Here is a 22,547-nt window from a genome sequence, read left to right on the forward strand (position 1 = left end):
TCAGACCGTGAAGGAAAAGCCATGAGTACGGAAAACGATCTCATCAAGCTCTACTCGGCGCGTATCCTCGCGCTGGCCGCTGATATTCCGCGCCATGGCCGGCTGTCGAACCCTGACGCGACGGTGAAACGCCGCGCGCCGCTCTGCGGCTCGACCGTCACCGTCGATATCGCCGTCGACGATGGCCGCATCAGCGACTATGCCGCCGAAGTCAAGGCCTGTGCCCTGGGCCAGGCCGCGGCCAGCGTCGTGGGCGCGGGCATCGTCGGGCTTAATGCGGCAGAGGTTACCGCGGCGCGCGATCAGCTCAAGGCGATGCTGAAACATGATGGCCCGGTGCCGGACGCGCCGTTTGACGGGCTCGAGGTGCTGCAACCGGCCAAGGATTACAAGAATCGCCATGCCTCGATCATGCTGACGCTCGAAGCCACCGTCGAAGCGCTCGAGGAAGCCGGCGCCAGATCCTCCTGCGCCTGAGCCTGCCGATGTCGCCACGCACGGTCTGGAGCTTCAATTTTACCGGCTGGATCCTGTTCACCGTCTCGGCCGTGTTTTTCCTGTGGGGAACATGGAAGGCCGGCGACGTGATCGGCATCATCGCCAGCCTCGCCTTCCTGATCGCGTGCATCATCTTCCTGGTCCCGGTCTGGATCCATCGCCCCGGCAGGAAGGACTGATGGCTGCAAGCGGGTGCGTTCACGACTCATCCGACCGGTGTGAGTACATCGCGGTATTGCCAAGATGACTTACACCGGTCATCAGAACAAAATTTCTTCGGATTGCATGAACGAAACTTTGTCTCCGGAATATTCTACAATCTCCAAATAGGTGTGATGTGACTTGAGGTGCTTTGACATAATTTCCTCGAGACGCGCTTCTGCATCTTCGTACGAACCAAAGTCATTTGGCCGGCCTGCCAGTGCTCTTGGGCCCGAACTCGCAACTCAAAGAAGTAGGTACCTTTTCGCCAACTTTGATTTCATCGCTGTTTCGCAATTACAAACCATCAACAAGCTAATGACTGCGTAGCAAAAATGTATACGTTCTCTGCTCAACTGCAGTTGAGCCGTTAATGCACCGACTGTTTACCTCATATGACTGGTCTGAGCCCGAACCGGATATTCGAAACCCCGGATGTAAGCCGCGCGATCGCCAGACCGCGGGGTGGCGACAATCGGCATTTTCTGCGCAGTTTATGCCCGCCCAGTTCGAAAAACCTGAATCTGGTGCGCCGGTGTCAGCCAATCGCCAGCCCGGGGGCGGTCTGGCGATCGCGCGGCGGCCTGCGGCCTTGATTCCGCGCGGAGGTAACGCAACCGAATGGCGGCAAAGTCCGCAGATCGGACCATCACAACGTAAAAAAAACCGCCGCACGTTCCGGCAAGAACGGCGGCGGTCAGGGAATGCGGGTTCCGGGGAATCCTGTGGCGCCGACGGGGGGATGAGGTAAGCCCCGGGGACAGTGGAACAGGCAGTTGTCGGGCGCGTCGCTCAGGGTTGGGACAGATGGACGCGCGCGGCGCAAACAGGGACGGAACGTCGCAGGCAGAAACTTGAAACTCAGGTCAGACCGGGCAGATACAGCGCGCCCAGCAGCATCACCATCAACGCGGCAGCCCCGATGGCATCGCCCAGCAATGTCTGGCGGGACCGGATGGCGGCGGTTCTGATCTGGTGCATCATGGCAATCTCCTCGGCGGCTGTCCTGTCGGTCTTGTTGCTTCTTTGTTCTCATTCCGGAAAGGATTTGTAAAGAACTTTTTAAGAACATTTGTGAACAAACATGGGGCAATCATCCCAACCCGTTGATAGGATAGGAAAATTTCTTAGACACGTGTTCTCATTGGTTAACGGGCGCCGGGCCTAGCCGACCGAGATCAGCCGGATCGCCTGATCCTGTTCCATCAGCCACAACAGCACCCGCGCCGCCTGGCCGCGTTCGCCGGTCAGGTCGGGATCATCGTTGAGCAGTTTGCGCGCATCACTTTGTGCCACCGCCATCAGCGCCGCCTGCGCCTCCAGATCCGCCACGCGAAATTTCGGCAGGCCCGATTGCGCCGTGCCGATCAGGTCGCCGGCGCCGCGCATTTCCAGATCGACCTCGGAAATCCTGAACCCGTCCTCGGTATCGCGCATCGTGGTCAGGCGACGCTCGCCGCCCTCGCTCAGCGGCGCCTGGTACATCATCAGGCAGGTCGATTGCGCCTCTCCGCGCCCCACCCGGCCCCGCAACTGGTGCAGCTGCGCCAGCCCGAAGCTTTCGGCGCGTTCGATCACCATGATCGAGGCATTGGGCACATCCACCCCCACCTCGATCACCGTCGTGGCAACCAGCACCGAGGTCTCGCCGCGCTGAAACGCGCCCATCGCCGCGTCTTTCTGTTCAGGCGGCATCTGGCCGTGGACCAGCCCCACCACGCCCTCGCCAAGCGCCGCGCGCAGCCTCTTGAACCGTTCCTCGGCGCTGCTCAGGTCGATGCTCTCGCTTTCCTCGACCAGCGGACAGACCCAATAGGCCTGCCGCCCCTCGGCAACCGCCTTGCGCAGATGGTCCACCACCTCGTCCATCCGGCCCATGTTCACCAGCGCGGTCTTGATCGGCTTGCGCCCCGGCGGTTTTTCATCCAGCACGCTGACATCCATATCGCCATATTGCGCCAGTTCCAGCGAGCGCGGGATCGGCGTCGCCGTCATCACCAGCACGTCGGTCCGTGCGCCCTTCTTGCCCAGTTCCAGCCGCTGGCGCACGCCGAACCGGTGCTGTTCATCGACGATCGCCAGGCGCAGATCGGCAAATTCGACATCCGCCTGAAACACGGCATGGGTACCGACCAGGATCTGGATGTCGCCGCGCGCCAGCGCCTCCAGCTTTCGCCGCCGTTCGGCCCCCTTGTCGCGCCCGGTCAGGATCTCGATCGCCACGCCCGCCGCATCCGTCAGCGGCCTGAGCCCTTCAAGATGCTGTTGCGCCAGGATGCCGGTGGGAGCCATCATCACCCCCTGCCCGCCTGCCTCGACCGCGATCAGCAATGCCTTGAGCGCCACCAGCGTCTTGCCCGCGCCGACATCACCCTGCAGCAGGCGGTTCATGCGCGTGGGCCGGGCCATGTCGGCGGCGATCTCGGCAATCGCGCGGGTCTGCGCGCCGGTCAGTTCATAGGGCAAGGCGTCAAGCACGCGGGCCTGCAATTCCCCCGTCCCCACCGTCTCGCGCCCCTTGGCGCGGCGCAGCTTCATTCGCGCCAGTGCCAACGTCATCTGGTGCGCCATGAACTCGTCATAGGCCAGCCTCTCGCGGGCCGGATGCGCCGCGCTCAGATCGCCGGTATCCGCGGGGCTGTGCGCGGTCGCCAGTGCCTTGTGCCAGTCCGGCCATCCGGCCTGTGCCTTTTGCGCCGGGTCGATCCATTCAGCCAGTTCCGGCACCCGCGTCAGGGCCGAGGCCACGGCCTTGCCCATCATCTTTTGCGTGACGCCTGCGGTCAGCGGATAGACAGGCTCATACTCCGGGATGTCGCCGGCCTCGTCCGGTTCCAGCACATGATCCGGGTGCACCATCTGCGCCACCCCGTCGAACAGCTCGACCTTGCCCGAAACCACGCGCCGCGCGCCGGTGGGCAGGATTTTCCGCAGGTAATCGTCGCGCGCATGGAAAAACACGATCTGGAATGTTGTCGCGGCATCGGTGGCCTCGACCCGGTAGGCGCCGCCGCGTCGCGACGGCGCGCGGTGATTGCCCACGGTCACCTCGACCGTGACAACGCCGGGCAGGTCAGCGCCCTGCACCGTCGCGCGCCTGCGCCGGTCGACGCCAGATTGCGGCAGGGTAAAGATCAGGTCGCGCGGGCGCGAAACGTCTATCGCCGACAGGTTCTGTACCGTTTTCGGGCCGACACCTGTCAGCGTGTCCAGCCCGGCAAAGAGCGGAAACAGGATTTCGGGCCGGCCGCTCATGCGTCGCCTATAAGGGCCAGCCAGCCATCTTCGTCAATCGTCTCGATGCCCAGTTCCGCCGCCTTTTTCGCCTTGGACCCGGCCCCCGGCCCCGCCACCAGAAGGTCCGTTCGCGCGCTGACCGATCCCGAAACCTTGGCGCCCAGTGCCTCGGCGCGCGCCTTGGCTTCGGCGCGGGTCATCTTTTCCAGCGTGCCGGTAAAGACCACGGTCTTGCCCGCCACCGGGCTGCCCTCGGTATCGGGCTGCTCGGCGGCCTGCACGTCCAGATGCGATGTCAGCCGGTCTATGCTGGCGCGTTCCTGGTCCTGGGCAAAGGCGGTGACCAGCGACCGCGCCATGACCTCGCCCACCCCGTCGACACTCAGAAGCCGCTCCCATTCGGGGCCGACCTGATCCGCCGCCGCATCCATCGCCGCGGTGAAACCCTCCCACTCACCATAGACCCGCGCGATCATGTTGCTGGCAGCCTCGCCCACATGGCGTATTCCCAGGGCGAACAGAAGCCGGCCGAAAGCTATGCGGCGCTTTTCGTCGATCGCCTCGAACAGGTTGGTGGCACTCTTTTCGCCCCAGCCCTCGCGGTTTTTCAGCTGCTGCATCCCGCTGCCGAAACGGTCCTTCAGGGTGAAGATATCCGCGGGCTCGGCGATCCATTCGTCGCGGTAGAACTGTTCGACCTGCTTGGCGCCCAGCCCCTCGATATCGAAGGCCGCCCGGCTGACGAAATGCTTGAGCTTCTCCACCGCCTGCGCCGGGCAGATAAGCCCGCCGGTACAGCGCCGTACCGCGTCGCCCTCTTCGCGAATCGCCTCGCTGTCGCATTCCGGGCAGCGCGCCGGAAACTCAAAGGGCTCCGCCCCGGCGGGCCGTTTCGACAGGTCAACATCCGCCACTTTCGGGATCACGTCACCTGCGCGATAGACCTGTACCCAATCGCCCACGCGGATGTCCTTGCCCTCGCGGATCGTGTTGCCCTTGCTGTCGAGACCCCGGATGTAATCCTCGTTATGCAGCGTCGCATTGCTGACCACGACACCACCCACGGTCACCGGCGTCAGCCGTGCCACAGGGCTCAGCGCGCCGGTGCGGCCCACCTGGATGTCAATCGCCTCCAACCTGGTCCAGGCCAGTTCCGCCGGGAATTTATGGGCGATCGCCCAGCGCGGCGTGGTCGAGCGAAAGCCAAGCCGCCCCTGCAGGCCCAGGTCATTGACCTTGTAGACCACCCCGTCAATGTCATAGCCCAGCGTTGCGCGCTGCTGTTCTATCTTGCGGTAATGCGCCAGCATTTCGTCCGGCCCGTCACAGAGCGCGGTCAGCCGGTTGGTCGAGAACCCCAGCGCGCCCAGACGGTCAATCGCGCCTTTCTGCGTGTCTGCAAGCGGCTCGGACAGCGCGCCCCAGGCATAGGCAAAGAATCGCAGTGGCCGCGCGCGGGTGATCGACGCGGCAAGCTGCCGGAGCGAGCCGGCGGCGGCATTGCGCGGGTTGGCGAAGGTCTTGCCGCCCGTTTCCGACTGCCGGCTGTTCAGCGCCTCGAAATCCGCATGGCTCATATAGACCTCGCCGCGCACTTCCAGCACCTTGGGCGCACCGGTGATCTCTTCGGGAATGTCGTCGATGGTGCGCGCATTGGCGGTGACGTTTTCGCCGACGCTGCCATCGCCGCGCGTCGCGGCCTGGATCAGCTTGCCGTCTTCGTAGCGCAGGCTCAGGCTGAGCCCGTCGATCTTGGGCTCGGCGGTATAGGCCAGCGCGGCCTCGGCCCCCAGCCCCAGGTACTTGCGGACACGGGCGTCAAACTCGGTGATGTCGTCATCGTCAAAGGCATTTCCCAGGCTCAGCATCCGCACCGCATGGGCGACCTTGGCGAAGCTTTCGGCAGGCGCGGCGCCGACCTGTTCGCTGGGGCTGTCGGCGCGTTTCAATGCTGGAAACCGGGCCTCGATCGCCGCGTTGCGCGCCTTGAGCGCATCATAGTCCGCGTCGGAAATCTCGGGCGCGTCCTCGGCGTGATAGGCCGTATTGGCCCGGCTCAGAATATCCGCCAGCCGCGCCAGTTCCGCCTGCGCCTGTTCTTCGCTCAACGCCTCCACGGCCATCTGATCGTTCACGGCATCCCCCCGTTTCTGTTCCGGATCTGGTGGGCCGGTGCCCTGACCGAAGTGATAGGCCCGACGAACACCGTGGTCCAGTCGAGAGTCTTGGAAGACGGTGCATGACCGCTGAGATCAACCGCCCGCGAACAGGCAGGTGTACAAAAGACCAGCTCGGGGAAATTGGTGCCAAGAGCGGCCATTTATCGCCTGCACCAGTTTCCGAGCTTCCCGACGATTCGAGCGCAGCCAGGGCGGCGCGGCTGCCCGTTGCGAACCCACATCAATCCGAACGTGCAAAATGGGCGATCTGGTCGGCCATCGCTTTCTTGAATGCCGGACGTTCGGTTGCACGCGCGACATAAGCACGGCACATCGGGTACCGGTCCAGCGCATCAAAGCGATCTGCGAGGCGCAGCACGTCGGACATGGCAATATCGGCCACCGAGAAACCTTCGGTCAGCCAGCGGCGATCCGTCAGATACTGCTCCATATGACCAAGACGTGCGCTCAGGAAACCGTCGAGGGCCCGCCGCCCGGCGGTCTCTGCGCCATCGCCGGTGAACTTGAAAATCGAGAAGGGTAGAACAGCCATCTCGACCGAATTCAACGCGGCGAACAGCCATTTGATGACGTCGCTTCGCTTCATCGGCTCGGCGGGCATCAGCTGTCCGCTCTTCTCGGCTATGTAAAGCAGATCGGCACCGCTTTCGAAGATCGAAATTTCGCCATCGGTCATCCAGGGAACCTGCCCAAAGGGCTGGTGCCTGAAATGTTCAGAGCTGCGATTTTCAAATGAGACACTTTCGACCCGGTAAGGCAAACCTGCCTCCTCCAGCGCCCAACGGAGGCGAATGTCCCGGACATAACCACGGGGAAGATCGGGAACCCAGTCGAAGGTCGTAACGACTATTTCATTCATGTGGCATCACTAGCGAACCATTGCCCTCCCGTCGATTACCCAGGTGGTCGAAAGGCCAACATTCGCCGAATACCTCACATATGTGCCTCCGGCTTCAAACCAGCCGCAACCTGAGCCCGGGACCAAAAGCGCCTTCATCACTGCCTATCCTGCAAAAAACCGGGCGCCGCGCGATCACGCTTCGGCACCCGGCTCTCTCGGTCATTCTGTTTGGCGCTGCGGTCCGGGCCATCCCGCCCGGGCCGCGCGCTCTGCTCAGGCTCCTACCGCTACCCGTTGGTCGTCCATCTCACCGGGCTCGGGATCGCGCAGGACATAACCGCGCCCCCAGACCGTTTCGATGTAATTATCGCCATCCGTCGCCTCGCTCAGCTTCTTGCGCAGCTTGCAGATGAACACGTCGATGATCTTCAATTCCGGCTCATCCATCCCGCCATAGAGATGGTTCAGGAACATCTCCTTGGTCAGTGTCGTCCCCTTGCGCAGGCTCAGCAGCTCCAGCATCTGGTATTCCTTGCCGGTCAGATGCACGGTCTTGTTGTCAACATCCACGGTCTTGGCGTCGAGGTTGACGTTGATCTTTCCGGTCTTGATGACCGATTGCGAATGCCCCTTGGACCGGCGGATGATCGCGTGGATCCGCGCCACCAGTTCCTCGCGGTGGAATGGTTTGGTCAGATAATCATCAGCGCCAAAACCGAAACCCTTGATCTTGCTTTCGGTGTCATCCGCACCGCTGAGGATCAGGATCGGCGTTTCGATCCGTGCCAGGCGCAGCTGCCGCAGCACGTCATGGCCGTTCATGTCCGGCAGGCCCAGGTCCAGGAGGATCAGGTCATAGTCATAGAGCTTCGCCAGGTCGATCCCTTCCTCGCCCAAATCGGTGGTGTAGACATTCAGGTTTGCATGGGTCAGCATCAGCTCGATGCTTTTTGACGTTGTGGGATCATCTTCGACCAAAAGCACGCGCATGGGTATTCTCCGTTAAATCTTTGTTGCCTGACCAGACACTGGCGAAAATTGGTTAACCACAGGTTACTGATGTAGAACATAATGCGAATTCTACTTATGGTTGTCTATAACTTTTCAGAAGTGTGACCTTCAGACCCGCCTCTCCATGCGCTTCCACGGCAGATATCCACTCGTGAAATTCCTCACGGCTCAGACCGTACCGTACCAGCGCATCCGATTGCGAAATCAACCCATAGGCCACGCCCCGCACGACCGCCAGTTTCCGCGAGGCCACCCAACGCCTCGTATCCGCAGGCGGCAGATCCGCCTGGGTCATGATCTGGCCATCCGGCAACGTCACTGCCCTCGGCCCTTCGACTTTCTTCAAGAACATCACTCTCACCTCATGTTGAAGAAAACCAAATGTCGCGGTTGCGGCTTAACACGCGGTGAAACTGGGCCTTGAGAGTAGTTAGGATTTTCCTATATTCCGCAGGAATTCAACCGGAGCCCATTCATGCCCCTCGACCACCCCCTGAACTCGCTCGGGTTCGCAAAGCCGCCCGCGGAAACCCGCGTCGTCGTCGCAATGTCCGGCGGCGTCGACAGCTCGGTCGTGGCGGCACTTCTGGCCGAAGAAGGCTATGACGTGGTGGGCGTGACGCTGCAGCTTTACGATCACGGCGCGGCGCTCGCCAAGAAAGGCGCCTGCTGTGCCGGCGTCGACATCCACGATGCCCGCCGCGTGGCCGAGGAAATGGGCTTTCCCCATTACGTTCTGGATTACGAGAATATCTTCAAGGACGCCGTGATCGACGAGTTTGCCGACAGTTACCTTGCGGGCGCGACCCCCGTGCCCTGCATCCGCTGCAACGAGCGGGTGAAGTTCAAGGACCTGCTGGAAACCGCCCGCGACCTTGATGCCGACTGCATGGCCACCGGCCATTATATCCAACGCAAGTCCGGCGCCCATGGCCCCGAACTGCACTGCGCCGCCGATGCCGCGCGGGATCAGAGCTATTTCCTGTTCTCGACCACGCCCGAGCAGCTTGATTATCTGCGTTTCCCGCTTGGCCACCTGCCGTCGAAAGCCGCCACACGCGAATTGGCGGCAAGATACGGGCTATCGGTCGCCGACAAGCCCGACAGCCAGGACATCTGCTTCGTCCCCAACGGCAACTATGCCAGCGTGATCGAAAAGCTTCGCCCCGGCGCCGCGGAACCAGGAGAGATCGTGGATACCGAGGGGCGCGTGCTGGGCACCCATACCGGAGTCATCCACTACACGATCGGCCAGCGCCGCGGGCTGGGGATCGGCGGGCTTGCCGACCCGCTCTACGTGGTCAAGCTCGATGTCGACGCCAAGCGGGTGATCGTCGGCCCCAAGGACCTGCTGGCCACGCGCACGGTACCGGTGCGCGAAATCAACTGGCTGGGCGATGCGCCCCTTGCCAGCCGCGAGGAATGGCGCGTTTCGGTCAAGGTCCGCTCGACCCGCCCCCCGCGCGAAGCGATCATCCGCCCGATCGACAATACCCATGCCAACGTCGAACTGCTGACGCCCGAAGAAGGCGTCAGCCCCGGCCAGGCCTGCGTTTTCTACGAAAGCGGCAGCAGTCGCATCCTGGGCGGCGGCTGGATCTGGAAAGGCCGCGACGAATAACTGCACCCCCCCGAAAAAAGGGCGTTCGCGCCGCTCACCCGGATGCGTTCTGCGCTCGGGCCGCGCAGGCCTTGGGGCCCTGCCCCAAACCCCGGAGTATTTCGGGCAAGATGAAAAAGGACGCCCTGCTTCAGCTTGCTGCAAATACTCCTGCCGGAGGCAGTACCGTTTCTGTCCAAGGCGCCAGGCAGGAAAGACGCGTCACCGCGGCGGCGAGCACCCCGAGGAGGAGGCCGGAGGCCGACAACGAGAGATACTGCGTGCGCGAAAGCGCGCTCAATCCGGTTGCCCTCAGCCGGTCAGTGCCTGTTCAAGATCCGCGATCAGATCCTCTGCATCCTCGATTCCCACGGACAGGCGCAACAGGTTTTCGGGGATACCGGTATCCGGCTCGACACTGTGGCGATGCTCGACCAGGCTTTCGACCCCGCCCAGCGATGTTGCCCGGTGGAAAAGCTGCAAGCGTCCCGCCACCGCCAGAGCCGCCGCGCGGCCGCCCCGGATCAGCACCGACATAAGATAGCCATAGCCGCCCTGCATCTGCCGCGCGGCCAGAGCATTACCGGGATGGCCGGGGAGCCCGGGATAAAGCACCGCCTCGACGCCTGCGTGGCCATCCAGAAATTCGGCCACCGCCTGGGCATTGCCGCACATCCGCTCCATCCTGAGCGGCAAGGTCCGCATCCCGCGGGTCAAGAGCCAGGCCTCGAAAGGGCCGAGGATCGCCCCGGCGTCGTGACGGTCAGTGATGATCCGTTGCCACGTTGCCCCGTCCGGATCGGCACAGGAGAGTACCCCCGCCAGCACATCCGTATGGCCATTGATCGCCTTGGTGGCCGAGTGCATCACCAGATCCGCGCCCATCTCGAGCGGGTGCATCAGAACCGGCGTGGCCGCCGTGGCATCGACCGCCAGAAGCGCCCCCGCATCATGGGCCAGCCGGGCCGCAACAGCGATATCGGCCACCTTCAGCCAGGGGTTCGACGGCACCTCGATCCAGACAAGATCCGCCGGCGTCGCACAGGCCGCTGTCAGCGCCTCGATGTCTGAGGCGTCTACCTCGGTCAATTCGACGGCACGGCGCGCACAGAAATCGCGGATCCAGGCGGTGGCCCCCCAGTAGATGCCCGATTGCACCACCACGCGCCCGCCATTGGGCACGGTACGAAAGAGGGCCGTGATGGCCGCCATGCCGCTTGGAAACAGCCGCGTGGCGGCAGCACCCTCGAGCTGCCGCAACACCTCTTCGGCCTCGCGCACCGTATCATTCTGATCGCGGCCATACTGGTTGTCCTCGCGGGCCAGAGCATTATCGCTGCCGCGCATGTAGGTGGTCGCCAGGTGAATGCCCGGCACAACACCGGCGCTCTCTGTGTCCGTGGCGCCGGCGGCGCGCGCCGCAATCGTGGCCGGTTTCAGCGTCCTGTCACTCATTCCCGCTCCTATATCTGAAACAGCCGGCCCGGGCCCCACCCCGTGGCCGGTATCCCTGCCTTTTTCAACAGATGCCAGATCAGCGCCAGGTTCGAGCTGATGACCGGCATCGACAATTCATCCTCGGCCTGGTCGATCACCTCGAAACTGCCCAGATTGGTACAGCTGGCAAATACAGCCTCGACCCCGTCCGCGTGGCCAACCTCCAGCATCGCCTTCAGGGTCGAGCGCTGCGCAATCCGCGCCACCTTCCGGTCGTCGCCTTCGCCAAAGCTGACTTCGGCGACGGTTTCAATCCCGTGATCGGCCAGGAACCCGCGCATCGGCGCCGCGACATCGGCGGTATAGGGGGTCACCAGCCCGATGCGCCGCGCCCTGAGCGCGGCCAGCGCGGCAATCACGGCGCTGATCGGATTGGTCACCGGCACTTCCGGCTGCGCGCTCTGCACCTGGCCTTCGACCCCTTCCGGCCCGATGAACACCGAGGCCGAGGTGCAGCCATAGGCGATCGCCCCCAGTTGAGAGGGCAACAATCGCGCCACCTCTGGTATCCGCGCCGCCATCGCCTTGAGGCTGTCCGGTGTCACCTTCGGATCCGATTCGATGCGGTTGTGCATCAGGTTGACCCCGCGCCCCTCCAGCATCTGGCGTGCCTCGTATTCCAGCGTCTCATCCGTGCTCAGCACGATCACACCCAGTCGCCGGCCCCCGCCCGCGCCCTTGTCAAACATCACGTTCCCCATCACGCGATCCTTTCCATTGTCCCCGGTTTGCTGACTATACCGCCGGAAACCGCGGCGCGCACCCCGGTCGTGCCCGGGCAGGAAGTGGGCAGGCCGCGCATCACCCGCACCGCCAGATGGGCAAAGGCCTGCGCTTCGAGCATATCGCCATCGAGACCCGCGGCCTCGACCGGGTCGACCGGGCATTCCAGCGCCACGCGCAGCATCTCCATCAGCACCGGGTTGTGCCGCCCGCCACCGGTGACAAGCAGCCGGGCGGGGGGGGCCGGGCAATGCTCCATGCCCTTCAGCACCGCCGCCGCGCTCATGCCCGTCAGTGTCGCCACCGCGTCGGCATCCGGCAGTTCGTGCACCAGCCCGAACATGTCGTCAAAGGCGTCACGGTCCAGCGATTTGGGCGGCATCCGCGCAAAGTATCCCTCCTCCAGGAACAACTCGAGCGCGCCCTGCGCGACCGTGCCCTGCCGCGCCAGCGCGCCATCGCGGTCAAAGGGCTCTTTACGGCGGGCCATCATCAGGTCGTTGATCGGCGCATTTGCCGGCCCGGTGTCGAACGCCAGCAGCGCCCCCTCCTCGTCGGGCCGTGACTTGCGCGGGTCCACCCAGGTCAGGTTGCCGACGCCGCCAAGGTTCAGAAACGCCAGCGGCGCATCGGCCCCGATCCGGCGCGCGCAGGCGAAATGATAGAACGGCGCCAGCGGTGCGCCCTGCCCGCCCAGGTCCATATCGGCTGAGCGGAAATCCCAGACCACCGGCAGGTTGAGCGCCGCCGCCAGCGCCGCACCGTCACCCACCTGATGCGTGCCGCGCCCGCCCGGCTCATGCACCAGGGTCTGGCCGTGAAAACCGACCAGTGCGGCGCCCTCGAGCCCCTGAAAGACCTCTTCATGCGCGGCCTGCACCACCTGGCGCGCCGCGGCAACATCGTCACCATGCCAGCGGCCCAGGGCGGCCTTCAGCACTGCCTGCTCGTCGGGTGTGTAGGGGCGGTAGCGGCTCTCGCCAAAGCCGAAGATCTCTTCGCCATCGGTCTCGATCATCGCCGCATCGACCCCGTCCAGCGACGTACCCGACATCGCCCCCAATGCCCAGATGCGCCCCGCCTTCAACATGGCCTTTTCCTTCCTGAAATCCCTCCCTATACATGCCCGGCAAATCAGCATCGGACAAGCGCTATGACCTACCACCCCAAATCGGATTTCATGAACACCATGATCAGCCGCGGCTATCTTGCCGACTGCACCGACTATCAGGGGCTGGACGAGGCGCTGAGCGCCGGCATCGTACCCACCTATATCGGCTATGACGCGACCGCGCAGTCGCTGCATGTGGGGCATCTCCTCAATATCATGATGCTGCGCTGGCTGCAGAAGACCGGGCACAAGCCGATCACCCTGATGGGCGGTGGCACGACCAAGGTGGGCGACCCCTCGTTCCGGTCGGACGAACGCCCGCTGCTGGGCCCTGACCAGATCGACAGCAACATCGCGGGGATGCAGCAGGTCTTCGACAAGTACCTCGCCTATGGCGACGGGCCCACCGACGCGATCATGCTCAACAATGCCGAATGGCTGGATGACCTGAATTACCTCGATTTCCTGCGCGATATCGGGCGGCATTTCTCGGTCAACCGGATGCTCAGCTTTGAATCGGTGAAATCGCGGCTGGACCGGGAGCAATCCCTGTCATTCCTCGAGTTCAACTACATGATCCTGCAGGCCTATGACTTCATGGAACTGAACCGCCGCTATGGCTGCCGGCTGCAGATGGGCGGCAGCGATCAGTGGGGCAATATCGTCAACGGTATCGACCTGACGCGGCGGGTGATCGACCAGGAGGTCTTTGGCCTCACCTCACCGCTTCTGACCACCTCGGACGGCAAGAAGATGGGCAAGAGCCAGGGCGGCGCCATGTGGCTCAATGCCGAGATGCTCAGCCCCTACGAGTTCTGGCAGTTCTGGCGCAATACCACCGATGCCGATACCGGCCGGTTCCTCAAGCTCTATACCGAGCTGCCGGTCGACGAATGTGACCGGCTCGGCGCGCTGGCAGGATCCGAGATCAACGAGGCCAAGGTCATTCTTGCCAACGAGGTCACAACGCTGCTGCACGGGGCCGAGGCCGCGCAGGCCGCCGAGGCGACCGCGCGGGAGGTGTTTGAAAAAGGCGGTGTGGGCGATGATCTGCCAACTGTCGAGCTCAGCCCCGCCGATCTGGGCGATGGCGTCTCGGTCGTGCAGTTGATCGTCAAATCCGGGCTGGCAAAATCCGGCAAGGAGGCGAAACGCCTGATCGCCGAAAACGGCGCCCGGCTGGACGACGCGCCCCTGACCGATGCCGGCCTGATGATCGACGCGGCGGCGCTCGCCTCGCCGATCAAGCTGAGCGCCGGCAAGAAACGCCATGCGCTTGTTCGTCTGACAGAATAGCGCGGCGCCGCGCGGGCCTGGAACATGCAGGTGCCCAAGGAACGCGCGGCGAGACAAGACCAGCAACGCCCCCTGCAGGCATAAGCCGCGCCGGGGGCACATTCGTTGGCTTTTTTGCCCTTGCGGGCGACGTCTACAGCGCCAGCCAGGCCCTTGGTCAGAAACCAGAGAGGCCGCCCGAAGGCGGCCTCAATGTGTTTGCATCCAGCAAAGTGCGGATGATTACATCATGCCGCCCATGCCGCCCATGTCGGGCATGCCGCCTGCGGCGGGGGCATCTTTTTGCGGCTTGTCGGCAACCATCGCCTCGGTGGTGATCAGCAGGCCCGCGATCGAGGCCGCATCTTCCAGCGCGGTACGCACAACCTTGGCCGGGTCGATGACGCCGAACTTGAACATATCGCCATATTCTTCGGTCTGCGCGTTGAAGCCGAACTTCAGGTCTTTCGATTCGCGAACCTTGCCGGCAACAACCGATCCGTCCACGCCGGCGTTTTCCGCGATCTGACGCAGCGGTGCTTCCAGCGCGCGGCGAACGATGGAGATACCATTGTTCTGGTCGCTGTTGGCGCCTTCCAGGCCTTCCAGCGCATTCGCGGCCTGCACCAGCGACACACCACCACCGACAACGATGCCTTCCTGAACGGCGGCACGGGTGGCGTTCAGCGCGTCATCGACACGGTCCTTACGCTCTTTCACTTCGACTTCGGTCATGCCACCGACGCGGATCACTGCAACACCGCCGGCCAGTTTGGCAACGCGCTCCTGCAGCTTCTCACGGTCGTAATCGCTGGTGGTTTCTTCGATCTGGGTGCGAATCTGGCTGACGCGCGCCTCGATCTCGGCTTTTTCGCCGGCACCATCGATGACAGTGGTTTCGTCCTTGGTAATATCCACCTTCTTGGCCGAACCCAGCATGTCCATGGTGACCGATTCCAGCTTCATGCCCAGGTCTTCGCTGATGACCTGACCGCCGGTCAGGATCGCGATGTCCTGCAGCATGGCCTTGCGGCGATCGCCGAAGCCCGGCGCCTTGACGGCCGCGATTTTCAGGCCGCCACGCAGCTTGTTGACCACCAGGGTCGCCAGCGCTTCGCCCTCGACGTCCTCGGCAATGATCAGCAGCGGTTTCTGCGACTGGATCACCTGCTCGAGCAGCGGCACCATCGGCTGAAGGCTCGACAGTTTCTTTTCGTGCAGCAGGATCATGCAGTCTTCGAGCTCTGCAATCATCTTGTCGCTGTTGGTAACGAAATAGGGGCTCAGGTAGCCGCGGTCGAACTGCATGCCTTCAACCACGTCGGTTTCGGTCTCAAGACCCTTGTTTTCCTCGACGGTGATTACACCCTCGTTGCCGACCTTCTGCATCGCGTCGGCGATCTGCTGGCCGATTTCGGCCTCGCCGTTCGCGGAGATGGTGCCGACCTGTGCAACCTCGGCGCTGTCCTTGACTTCGCGCGCGGCGTCGCGGATCGCGGCAACCACTTTCGATGTCGCCAGGTCGATGCCGCGCTTCAGGTCCATCGGGTTCATGCCGGCGGCGACGGCTTTCATGCCTTCCTTGACGATGGCCTGGGCCAGTACGGTCGCCGTGGTGGTGCCGTCACCGGCTTCGTCATTGGTACGCTGGGCGACTTCCTTCACCATCTGCGCGCCCATGTTCTCGAACTTGTCTTCCAGTTCGATTTCCTTGGCGACCGACACACCGTCCTTGGTGATGCGGGGGGCGCCGAAGGATTTGTCCAGAACAACATTGCGGCCTTTCGGGCCCAGGGTCACGCGGACCGCATCGGCCAGCACGTTGACGCCGCGCATCATCTTGTTACGGGCATCGGTATCGAATTTGACGTCTTTAGCAGCCATTTCTCGATTTCCTTTGAATTAGTGTTTCACTCAGCGGCTTCAGGCGATCACGCCCAGAATGTCGCTTTCCTTCATGATCAGCAGCTCTTCACCGTCCAGCGTGATCTCGGTGCCCGACCATTTGCCGAACAGAACCCGGTCACCGGCCGCAACGGCCATCTCGATCAGCTCGCCGCTGTCCTTGCGCGCGCCTTCACCGCAGGCGACGACTTCGCCTTCGCTCGGCTTTTCTTTCGCGCTGTCGGGAATGATCAGCCCGCCGGCTGTTTTCTCTTCGCTTTCAACGCGGCGCACGACGACGCGATCATGTAGCGGTTTAAATGCCATCTCTGAGGCTCCTTAGCTCAAAGTTACTCCCTCTTGGCCCCTCCCCAAGAATTCCATGGTGGGGCCGTTAGCACTCACCCATATCGAGTGCTAACGGCGCATAGCTAAGGACGCGGCAAAACGGTGTCAACAAGGTTTCGAAAAATTTTTGACCGAATTTACAACGTGGCAGACGCGGCTTTGCCCTTGCCCTCTTCCCGCGGGTGCGTAGTGTTGCGCCATGTTGTTACGTGTCCTTGCCCTTGGCCTATGCCTTTTCCTTCCCGCTGCCGCCATCGCCGAATGTGGCGGCTCGGATCTGATCCAAGACCTGTCCGACACCGAACGCGCATCGCTTGATGCGCGCGTTGCGGCTACGCCTTACCCGGACGGGCTCATGTGGCGCGCCACGCGGGGCGACACCACGCTCACGCTGTTTGGCACCTACCATTTCGAACATGCCCGCACCGCCGCCCACCTGGCCGCGCTCAAGCCGCTGCTCGATGCTGCGGATGCGATCTATCTCGAAGTGTCCAACGGCGATCAGGACCGGCTGCAACGCGACCTTGCGGACGACCCTTCGATCATGTTCATCACGCGGGGCCCCACCCTGCCGGACCTGCTGGGCGAGGAGGATTGGCAGCGCCTTACTGAGGAAATGCGCGCCCGCTCCATTCCCGTCTTCATGGCGGCGAAGTTCAAACCCTTCTGGGCGGCGATGATGCTCGGCATCGGACCTTGCGAGGCCCGCAGCAGCCTGACAAGCGACAACGGTATCGACACGCAGATCGGCAACTACGCCAGCGAAATCGGCAATGACAGCCGCTCGCTGGAAGATTTCAGGCAACTGCTCACACTGTTCGACAGTTTCCCGCAAGAGGAACAGCTGGACATGATCCGCCTGATGTTCTCTTGGTCGGGGGACGCGGACGATCTGGCCTATACGCTGCGCCAACGCTACCTCGCGCAGGAGGTTGCGCTGATATGGGAGTTTTCGCGGCTCATCTCGCTCAAATACGGCGGGCCGACCGCCGAGGCCGATTTCGACCTCTTCGAGCGGCAGCTGCTGATCAAGCGCAACACCGGCTGGCTGGATGTTCTGATGCATGAAGCGACCGGCCAGAACGTGTTCCTGGCGGTCGGCGCTGCCCACCTGCCGGGCGAATACGGGCTGCTGAACCTGCTGGAGAAACAGGGGTTCGACATCACCCGCCTGCCGTTTGAAAGCTGAGGCAGCGGCCCGAAGACGGCTCAGCCGCCAGCATCTCGCCAGACTGGTGCGTCACCTTCGCCCCGCGCCCCGAGGAGGCGCCCGGAGGGCAACGACGAGAGAACCTCTTGTGCGCGCCAGCGCACTCAATTCGGCGGCACCGGGTTGCTTCGCGCTTGACCGCCCGCCGGGCGCGGGGCATCACGCATCCATGCTGATCTACAAGATTTTCCGCCCTTCCGAATGGGCCGAGCTGAAAGCGAAAAAGGAAACCGCCGGCGCTCCTGTCGATCTGGCCGATGGCTACGTGCATTTCTCGACAGCGGAACAGGCACCGGAGACGCTTGCGAAACATTTCCCCGGCAAAGCCGACCTGATGTTGCTGGCGGTCGAAACGGACCGGTTGGGCGACGCGCTGAAATGGGAACCTGCGCGTGGCGGCGCGCTGTTTCCGCATCTCTACCGCAACTTGCGGCTTGCCGATGTCGCATGGGCACAGCCGCTGCCGCTCCGGGACGGTCAGCCTCAGCTTCCGCCGGGCCTGACATGACGGTTCTCGAGCGTCTGGGCCTTGCGGCGCTGCATCGACTTGACCCCGAAACGGCGCATGGGCTGGCCGTCAGGGCGCTGCGCGCCGGGCTGGTGCCCCTGCCCGGCCCTGTCAGTTCACCAAGGCTGCGCACCGATCTTGCCGGCCTTGCCCTGCCCAACCCGGTGGGCCTGGCCGCCGGATTCGACAAGAATGCCACCGCCCTGGGTCCGCTCAGCCGCGCCGGATTCGGGTTCATCGAGGTGGGTGCCATCACCCCGCGCGCCCAGTCGGGCAACCCGCGCCCGCGCCTCTTCCGCCTGTCCGAAGACCGCGCGGTCATCAACCGCTTCGGTTTCAACAACGATGGGATGGAGGCCGCGCTCCGCCGCCTTGCCAAACGGCCAAGGACAGCCGTCATCGGTCTCAACCTCGGGGCCAACAAGGACAGCGATGACCGCGCCGAGGATTTTGCCCGCGTCCTGGCGCATTGCGGCCGCCACCTCGATTTCGCCACGGTCAATGTCTCCAGCCCCAACACCGAAAAGCTGCGCGAGCTGCAAGGCGCCGAAGCCCTAGACGCGCTGCTAAGGGGCGTGATCGAGGCGCGCAACTGGCTGCAGCGCCCGGTGCCGGTATTCCTAAAGATCGCGCCCGACCTCACCACGCAGGAGCTTGGCGACATTGCCGAGGTCGCCCAATCCTGCAAGCTTGATGGCATTATCGCCACCAATACCACGCTCTCGCGCGACGGGCTCAGCAGCCCGCACAGGGACGAGCCCGGCGGCCTCTCGGGCGCACCTCTATTCGAAAAATCCACCCGCGTTCTGGCACAGCTGTCAGATCTGACCGGCGGCAAGATACCGCTGATCGGGGTCGGCGGCATCAGCACGGCCCGCGACGCCTATGCAAAGATCTGCGCCGGCGCCAGCGCCGTTCAACTCTACTCGGCGCTGGTCTATAACGGCCTTTCGTTGGCAGCCGACATCGCCCGCGGGCTGGAGCCGCTGCTTGACGCCGACGGATTTACCGATATCTCCCAGGCAATCGGCTCAAAAAGACAGGAATGGCTATGACCACCATCTGGCACAATCCCCGTTGTTCGAAATCCCGGCAAACGCTCAAGCTGCTGGAGGAACAGGGCGAAAAGATCACCATTCGGACCTATCTGCATGACGCCCCCAGCGCCGAGGAATTGCAGGCCGCGCTCGCCCAGCTGGGACTGCGAGCGATCGATATCACGCGCACCGGCGAAAAACTGTTCCGGGAGCTGGGCCTTGGCAAATCCGATGACGACAAGACGCTGATCGCGGCGCTGGCCGCAAACCCGGCCCTTATCGAGCGGCCCATCGTGTTCAAGGAGGGCCGCGCCGCCATCGGGCGACCGCCGGAAAACGTGCTGGATATCCTGTGATCGGCGCGCGATGAACGCGTTCAGGGCCCTTTCCCGCGGGATCGACGCCATCGTGTTCGATCTGGCGCGCCAGCTGCGCTGGTCGTTCGTGCCGCCGATCATGATCTATTTCTCCTACGGCGTGGCCACGCTGACCGGGATCGTCGGCACGTTCTTCGTCAAGGATTACCTGGATCTCTCTGCCGCCTACCTGGCCGGGCTGGCGTTCTGGGCCGGGCTGCCCTGGGCGCTGAAGATGCCGCTTGGGCATCTGGTCGACATCATCTGGAAATGGAAATGGCTGATGGTCTGGCTGGGCGCGGCGCTGTTCGCGGCAAGTTTCCTGACCATGTATCTGGTGATCACGCAGCCGCAGATGATGCAGGCGATCATGCCGGTCAGCAGCTGGTATGTCACCTCGTTCCTGCTGATGCCCTGCGGCGCGGTCATCCAGGATGCGGTGGCCGATGCGATGTCGGTCGAAGCGGTGCCGAAGGTCGACGACGCGGGCCAGCCGATCCCCGAGGAGCAGGCCAAGGCCATGCATGTCACCATGCAGACGCTGGGCCGGTTCGCCCTGATCGGCGGCACGGTCGTGGTTGCCGCGATGAACATCTACATGTTCGCCGATATCCAGACCATGACCGAGGCGGACAAGACCGAAACCTATGCGCGCATCTACCTGATGGCCTTGGTCATCCCGGTGCTCTCGGTGTCAGGGGTCGTGCTGGCGGGGCTGCAGAAATACGCGCAGCGCCGGCGTTTGCGGGCGCAGGGCGTGCCGGCGCAGGATATCGCCGCGCTGCACCGCCCGGATGAGGAAACAACCCCGAATTACTGGTATTTCGTCGGCGGCGCGGGGTTCGTCGCGCTGACGCTGGGCGTGGGGTTGTCGAACATCGCCTACGGGCAGGAAATCATCTTTGCGGGGTCCATGGCCATCGTCGTTCTGCTGATGCGGCAGCTGCTGGCTGTGCTCAGCCCGGCGCAGGCGCGCACACTTGTCGGCACGGCGCTGATCCTGTTCTTCTTTCGCGCCGTCCCCCTGCCCGGCCCGGGCCAGACCTGGTTCGAGATCGACATCCTGGGTTTCGACCAGCGGTTCCTGTCCGTGCTGTCGCTGATCGTCTCGCTGCTGACGCTGGCCGGGATGGTCATCCTGCGGCCGATGATGGCCAACCGCTCGATCACCTGGCTGGTGGTGATGCTGACACTGGTGGCGGGCGCGCTGACCCTGCCCAATATCGGGCTCTATTACGGCGTGCATCACTGGACCTCGGACCTGACCGGCGGGATCGTCGATGCCCGTTTCATCGCCATTCTCGATACCGCGGTCGAATCGCCCCTGGGCCAGGTCGCGGTGATCCCGATGCTGGCCTGGATCGCGCGGACCGCGCCGTCGCATCTGAAGGCCACCTTCTTTGCGGTCATGGCATCGTTCACCAACCTTGCACTGTCGGGCAGCGCCCTGCTGACCAAATATCTCAACCAGGTCTACGAGGTCGCGCGCGAGGTGCGCGACCCGGTGACCGGCGCGGTGCAGGTCACGGCCGATTACAGCGAACTCGGCTGGCTGCTGCTGACGGTCTCGGCCCTGACCGTGGCGCTGCCGCTGCTGACAATACTGGTCGTCAACCGCTCGCCCCTGCGCAGCAAGGATTGACGGGCGCCGGGCGATCCCACACTGATAGGCGATGACAGGGCGGATGCCCGCCAAGGACACGCCGCATGACCCCGTCCCGTGCCACAACCGGAACCGCCCGCAACATCGCGCTCTATCCTTGGTACCAGTTTGGCCGAAACCTTCTCTTCTGGCAGGCGATCTGGTTTCTTTTCTTCCAGGCGCGGCTGTCCGCCGCCGAGGCGATCGTGCTCTACGCGATCTACGACATCGGCACCACCGCGCTCGAGGTGCCGTCGGGCTATCTGTCAGACCGGATCGGGCGGCGGTTCACCCTGATCGTCTCGGGTATCGCCACACTGATCGGCGTGACTTTGCTGAGTTTCGGCGACGGGTTTGCCATATTTGCCCTGGCGCAGGTGTTCCTTGGCGCCAGCACCGCGTTCAATTCCGGGACGGACAGCGCGCTGCTGTTCGAATCCCTCGTTTCCGAAGGCCGCCAGGACGAGACCGAGACGCAGGAGCTGCGGGCATGGCGGTTCGGCTTCATCGGTCTTGCGCTCTCGGCGGTACTGGGCGGCATGATGTCATATGTTGACGCGGTCCTGCCGTTTCTGGCCAGCGCGCTTGCGGCGGTGGGCGTCGTGGCCGTCTGCCTGAAGTTCGGCGAACCGCCCCACCGGCCCGAAACCGGCCCGCAGGGATCCGAACTGGTACGACTGGCCTCGCTCAGGCCGGCACTGACCCAGCCGGTACTCAGCTGGCTCTTCCTGCTCAGCATGTTGATGTACGGGTTCAGCCACCTGCCATTCGTCTTCGGACAGCCCTTCATCCTCGAGGCGCTGAACGATGTCGGACTGGCCGCAGAAGCCCCTATCGTCAGCGGCGCGACCTCGGCGGTGATGATGCTGTTTTCGGTCGCCACATCGCTGGCCGCGCTGAACCTGCGCCGCGCCATCGGCTTGCCCGCGATCCTGCTGCTGGCCTTCGCGATGCAGATCACGCTGGTCGGCGTGCTGGCACTGACGAACTCTCTGGCGGCGATTGCCCTGCTGTTTTTCCGCATGGTGCCGGACTCCCTCTCGCAGCCCTTCATTCTGGCGCGCACGCAGCCGCTCTTGGACGATGACAGCCGCGCCACCTATCTCTCGCTGCGCAGCTTCTGCGCGCGGTTGCTCTTTGCCGGCTCATTGTACCTGGCCTCGCTGTCCACCCCCGCCTCGGGCACGTTGCCTTATGCCGATCTTCAGGCCGTGCTGGGCTGGTACGTGGCCGTTGGCGGGATTGCCCTTGCCGTGCTTGCGGCACTGGCCCGCCGGATCGCGCTCGAGGCGCCCTCCAAGGCATAGCGAGACGCACAAACGCACCCATCTGACACGCCGGCAAACAAAATCCGCTTTCGCGGCGTTCCGCGCTTGCCCCCGGCAAGG

General features: G+C 63.6%; 21 protein-coding genes. 10 read left to right on the forward strand and 11 right to left on the reverse strand.

What is annotated here, in order from left to right:
- The first annotated feature begins 21 nt into the window (after window positions 1-21).
- A complete protein-coding gene (locus tag AAFO92_RS11815; RefSeq protein WP_347535298.1) occupies window positions 22-477 on the forward strand; it encodes an iron-sulfur cluster assembly scaffold protein in 456 nt (151 codons plus the stop codon).
- A gap of 8 nt (window positions 478-485) precedes the next feature.
- Window positions 486-677 carry a hypothetical protein gene (locus AAFO92_RS11820; protein ID WP_347535300.1) on the forward strand — a complete coding sequence of 64 codons (192 nt, stop codon included), beginning with the start codon at window positions 486-488 and terminating at the stop codon, window positions 675-677.
- Between the two features lie 883 nt (window positions 678-1,560).
- Here AAFO92_RS11820 and AAFO92_RS11825 read toward each other — a convergent pair.
- From AAFO92_RS11825 to AAFO92_RS11850, 6 genes are all read right to left on the reverse strand, one after another.
- Window positions 1,561-1,683, reverse strand: coding sequence for a hypothetical protein (locus AAFO92_RS11825; RefSeq protein WP_347535302.1), 123 nt, complete (start codon window positions 1,681-1,683; stop codon window positions 1,561-1,563).
- Window positions 1,684-1,863: 180 nt separating this feature from the next.
- On the reverse strand, window positions 1,864-3,954 hold the full coding sequence (recG, locus tag AAFO92_RS11830; RefSeq protein WP_347535304.1) for an ATP-dependent DNA helicase RecG: 2,091 nt from the start codon (window positions 3,952-3,954) through the stop codon (window positions 1,864-1,866).
- A complete protein-coding gene (ligA, locus tag AAFO92_RS11835) occupies window positions 3,951-6,059 on the reverse strand; it encodes an NAD-dependent DNA ligase LigA (protein ID WP_347535673.1) in 2,109 nt (702 codons plus the stop codon). The genes recG and ligA overlap by 4 nt, the downstream gene beginning before the upstream one ends.
- Window positions 6,060-6,336: 277 nt before the next feature.
- Window positions 6,337-6,975, reverse strand: a complete 639-nt coding sequence (locus AAFO92_RS11840; RefSeq protein WP_347535306.1) for a glutathione S-transferase family protein — start codon at window positions 6,973-6,975, stop codon at window positions 6,337-6,339.
- A 255-nt stretch (window positions 6,976-7,230) separates the two neighbouring features.
- Window positions 7,231-7,947, reverse strand: a complete 717-nt coding sequence (locus AAFO92_RS11845) for a response regulator transcription factor (protein ID WP_347535308.1) — start codon at window positions 7,945-7,947, stop codon at window positions 7,231-7,233.
- Window positions 7,948-8,041: 94 nt separating this feature from the next.
- Window positions 8,042-8,320 carry a DUF1153 domain-containing protein gene (locus tag AAFO92_RS11850; RefSeq protein WP_347535310.1) on the reverse strand — a complete coding sequence of 93 codons (279 nt, stop codon included), beginning with the start codon at window positions 8,318-8,320 and terminating at the stop codon, window positions 8,042-8,044.
- A gap of 123 nt (window positions 8,321-8,443) precedes the next feature.
- Here AAFO92_RS11850 and mnmA point away from each other — a divergent pair, with 123 nt between their 5' ends.
- A complete protein-coding gene (mnmA, locus tag AAFO92_RS11855; protein WP_347535312.1) occupies window positions 8,444-9,589 on the forward strand; it encodes a tRNA 2-thiouridine(34) synthase MnmA in 1,146 nt (381 codons plus the stop codon).
- 291 nt (window positions 9,590-9,880) lie between these two features.
- On the opposite strand, the gene AAFO92_RS11860 is transcribed toward mnmA, so the two are convergent.
- Genes AAFO92_RS11860 through AAFO92_RS11870 form a run of 3 tightly spaced genes read right to left on the reverse strand, consistent with a single transcriptional unit; the run spans window position 9,881 to window position 12,878 of the window.
- A complete protein-coding gene (locus tag AAFO92_RS11860; RefSeq protein WP_347535314.1) occupies window positions 9,881-11,023 on the reverse strand; it encodes an aminotransferase class I/II-fold pyridoxal phosphate-dependent enzyme in 1,143 nt (380 codons plus the stop codon).
- Between the two features lie 8 nt (window positions 11,024-11,031).
- On the reverse strand, window positions 11,032-11,766 hold the full coding sequence (locus AAFO92_RS11865) for an aspartate/glutamate racemase family protein (RefSeq protein WP_347535316.1): 735 nt from the start codon (window positions 11,764-11,766) through the stop codon (window positions 11,032-11,034).
- A complete protein-coding gene (locus AAFO92_RS11870) occupies window positions 11,766-12,878 on the reverse strand; it encodes an anhydro-N-acetylmuramic acid kinase (RefSeq protein WP_347535318.1) in 1,113 nt (370 codons plus the stop codon). The genes AAFO92_RS11865 and AAFO92_RS11870 overlap by 1 nt, the downstream gene beginning before the upstream one ends.
- A 63-nt stretch (window positions 12,879-12,941) precedes the next feature.
- On the opposite strand from AAFO92_RS11870, the gene tyrS reads away from it, so the two are divergent.
- Window positions 12,942-14,195 carry a tyrosine--tRNA ligase gene (tyrS, locus tag AAFO92_RS11875; RefSeq protein WP_347535320.1) on the forward strand — a complete coding sequence of 418 codons (1,254 nt, stop codon included), beginning with the start codon at window positions 12,942-12,944 and terminating at the stop codon, window positions 14,193-14,195.
- Between the two features lie 222 nt (window positions 14,196-14,417).
- Here tyrS and groL read toward each other — a convergent pair whose 3' ends face one another.
- Together groL and groES are read right to left on the reverse strand one after the other, a co-directional pair.
- Window positions 14,418-16,058, reverse strand: coding sequence for a chaperonin GroEL (gene groL / locus AAFO92_RS11880; protein WP_347535322.1), 1,641 nt, complete (start codon window positions 16,056-16,058; stop codon window positions 14,418-14,420).
- Between the two features lie 39 nt (window positions 16,059-16,097).
- Window positions 16,098-16,385, reverse strand: a complete 288-nt coding sequence (gene groES, locus AAFO92_RS11885; protein ID WP_347535324.1) for a co-chaperone GroES — start codon at window positions 16,383-16,385, stop codon at window positions 16,098-16,100.
- A 220-nt stretch (window positions 16,386-16,605) separates the two neighbouring features.
- On the opposite strand from groES, the gene AAFO92_RS11890 reads away from it, so the two are divergent.
- From AAFO92_RS11890 to AAFO92_RS11915, 6 genes are all read left to right on the forward strand, one after another.
- Window positions 16,606-17,595, forward strand: coding sequence for a TraB/GumN family protein (locus AAFO92_RS11890; RefSeq protein ID WP_347535326.1), 990 nt, complete (start codon window positions 16,606-16,608; stop codon window positions 17,593-17,595).
- A 190-nt stretch (window positions 17,596-17,785) separates the two neighbouring features.
- Window positions 17,786-18,124, forward strand: a complete 339-nt coding sequence (locus tag AAFO92_RS11895; RefSeq protein ID WP_347535675.1) for a DUF952 domain-containing protein — start codon at window positions 17,786-17,788, stop codon at window positions 18,122-18,124.
- A complete protein-coding gene (locus AAFO92_RS11900) occupies window positions 18,121-19,179 on the forward strand; it encodes a quinone-dependent dihydroorotate dehydrogenase (protein WP_347535328.1) in 1,059 nt (352 codons plus the stop codon). The genes AAFO92_RS11895 and AAFO92_RS11900 overlap by 4 nt, the downstream gene beginning before the upstream one ends.
- Window positions 19,176-19,517, forward strand: a complete 342-nt coding sequence (arsC, locus tag AAFO92_RS11905) for an arsenate reductase (glutaredoxin) (RefSeq protein ID WP_347535330.1) — start codon at window positions 19,176-19,178, stop codon at window positions 19,515-19,517. Before AAFO92_RS11900 ends, arsC begins: the two co-directional genes overlap by 4 nt.
- Window positions 19,518-19,527: 10 nt before the next feature.
- Window positions 19,528-21,159, forward strand: coding sequence for a hypothetical protein (locus AAFO92_RS11910; RefSeq protein WP_347535332.1), 1,632 nt, complete (start codon window positions 19,528-19,530; stop codon window positions 21,157-21,159).
- Between the two features lie 65 nt (window positions 21,160-21,224).
- Window positions 21,225-22,466, forward strand: a complete 1,242-nt coding sequence (locus AAFO92_RS11915; RefSeq protein ID WP_347535335.1) for an MFS transporter — start codon at window positions 21,225-21,227, stop codon at window positions 22,464-22,466.
- Window positions 22,467-22,547: the final 81 nt, after the last annotated feature.

This window comes from Roseovarius sp. CAU 1744, from assembly GCF_039839345.1.
In the GTDB taxonomy this organism is placed as follows: domain Bacteria; phylum Pseudomonadota; class Alphaproteobacteria; order Rhodobacterales; family Rhodobacteraceae; genus Roseovarius.

Bases quoted from the DNA above. Each gene is read 5' to 3' on its own strand.
- AAFO92_RS11860 (WP_347535314.1), bottom strand. From the start codon at position 11,023: ATGAGTGACAGGACGCTGAAACCGGCCACGATTGCGGCGCGCGCCGCC.
- AAFO92_RS11850 (WP_347535310.1), bottom strand. From the start codon at position 8,320: ATGTTCTTGAAGAAAGTCGAAGGGCCGAGGGCAGTGACGTTGCCGGAT.
- AAFO92_RS11820 (WP_347535300.1), top strand. From the start codon at position 486: ATGTCGCCACGCACGGTCTGGAGCTTCAATTTTACCGGCTGGATCCTG.
- AAFO92_RS11900 (WP_347535328.1), top strand. From the start codon at position 18,121: ATGACGGTTCTCGAGCGTCTGGGCCTTGCGGCGCTGCATCGACTTGAC.
- groES (WP_347535324.1), bottom strand. From the start codon at position 16,385: ATGGCATTTAAACCGCTACATGATCGCGTCGTCGTGCGCCGCGTTGAA.
- mnmA (WP_347535312.1), top strand. From the start codon at position 8,444: ATGCCCCTCGACCACCCCCTGAACTCGCTCGGGTTCGCAAAGCCGCCC.
- groL (WP_347535322.1), bottom strand. From the start codon at position 16,058: ATGGCTGCTAAAGACGTCAAATTCGATACCGATGCCCGTAACAAGATG.
- AAFO92_RS11910 (WP_347535332.1), top strand. From the start codon at position 19,528: ATGAACGCGTTCAGGGCCCTTTCCCGCGGGATCGACGCCATCGTGTTC.
- AAFO92_RS11915 (WP_347535335.1), top strand. From the start codon at position 21,225: ATGACCCCGTCCCGTGCCACAACCGGAACCGCCCGCAACATCGCGCTC.
- AAFO92_RS11870 (WP_347535318.1), bottom strand. From the start codon at position 12,878: ATGTTGAAGGCGGGGCGCATCTGGGCATTGGGGGCGATGTCGGGTACG.
- AAFO92_RS11840 (WP_347535306.1), bottom strand. From the start codon at position 6,975: ATGAATGAAATAGTCGTTACGACCTTCGACTGGGTTCCCGATCTTCCC.
- ligA (WP_347535673.1), bottom strand. From the start codon at position 6,059: ATGGCCGTGGAGGCGTTGAGCGAAGAACAGGCGCAGGCGGAACTGGCG.
- AAFO92_RS11890 (WP_347535326.1), top strand. From the start codon at position 16,606: ATGTTGTTACGTGTCCTTGCCCTTGGCCTATGCCTTTTCCTTCCCGCT.
- recG (WP_347535304.1), bottom strand. From the start codon at position 3,954: ATGAGCGGCCGGCCCGAAATCCTGTTTCCGCTCTTTGCCGGGCTGGAC.
- AAFO92_RS11815 (WP_347535298.1), top strand. From the start codon at position 22: ATGAGTACGGAAAACGATCTCATCAAGCTCTACTCGGCGCGTATCCTC.
- AAFO92_RS11865 (WP_347535316.1), bottom strand. From the start codon at position 11,766: ATGGGGAACGTGATGTTTGACAAGGGCGCGGGCGGGGGCCGGCGACTG.
- AAFO92_RS11895 (WP_347535675.1), top strand. From the start codon at position 17,786: ATGCTGATCTACAAGATTTTCCGCCCTTCCGAATGGGCCGAGCTGAAA.
- tyrS (WP_347535320.1), top strand. From the start codon at position 12,942: ATGACCTACCACCCCAAATCGGATTTCATGAACACCATGATCAGCCGC.
- AAFO92_RS11845 (WP_347535308.1), bottom strand. From the start codon at position 7,947: ATGCGCGTGCTTTTGGTCGAAGATGATCCCACAACGTCAAAAAGCATC.
- arsC (WP_347535330.1), top strand. From the start codon at position 19,176: ATGACCACCATCTGGCACAATCCCCGTTGTTCGAAATCCCGGCAAACG.
- AAFO92_RS11825 (WP_347535302.1), bottom strand. From the start codon at position 1,683: ATGATGCACCAGATCAGAACCGCCGCCATCCGGTCCCGCCAGACATTG.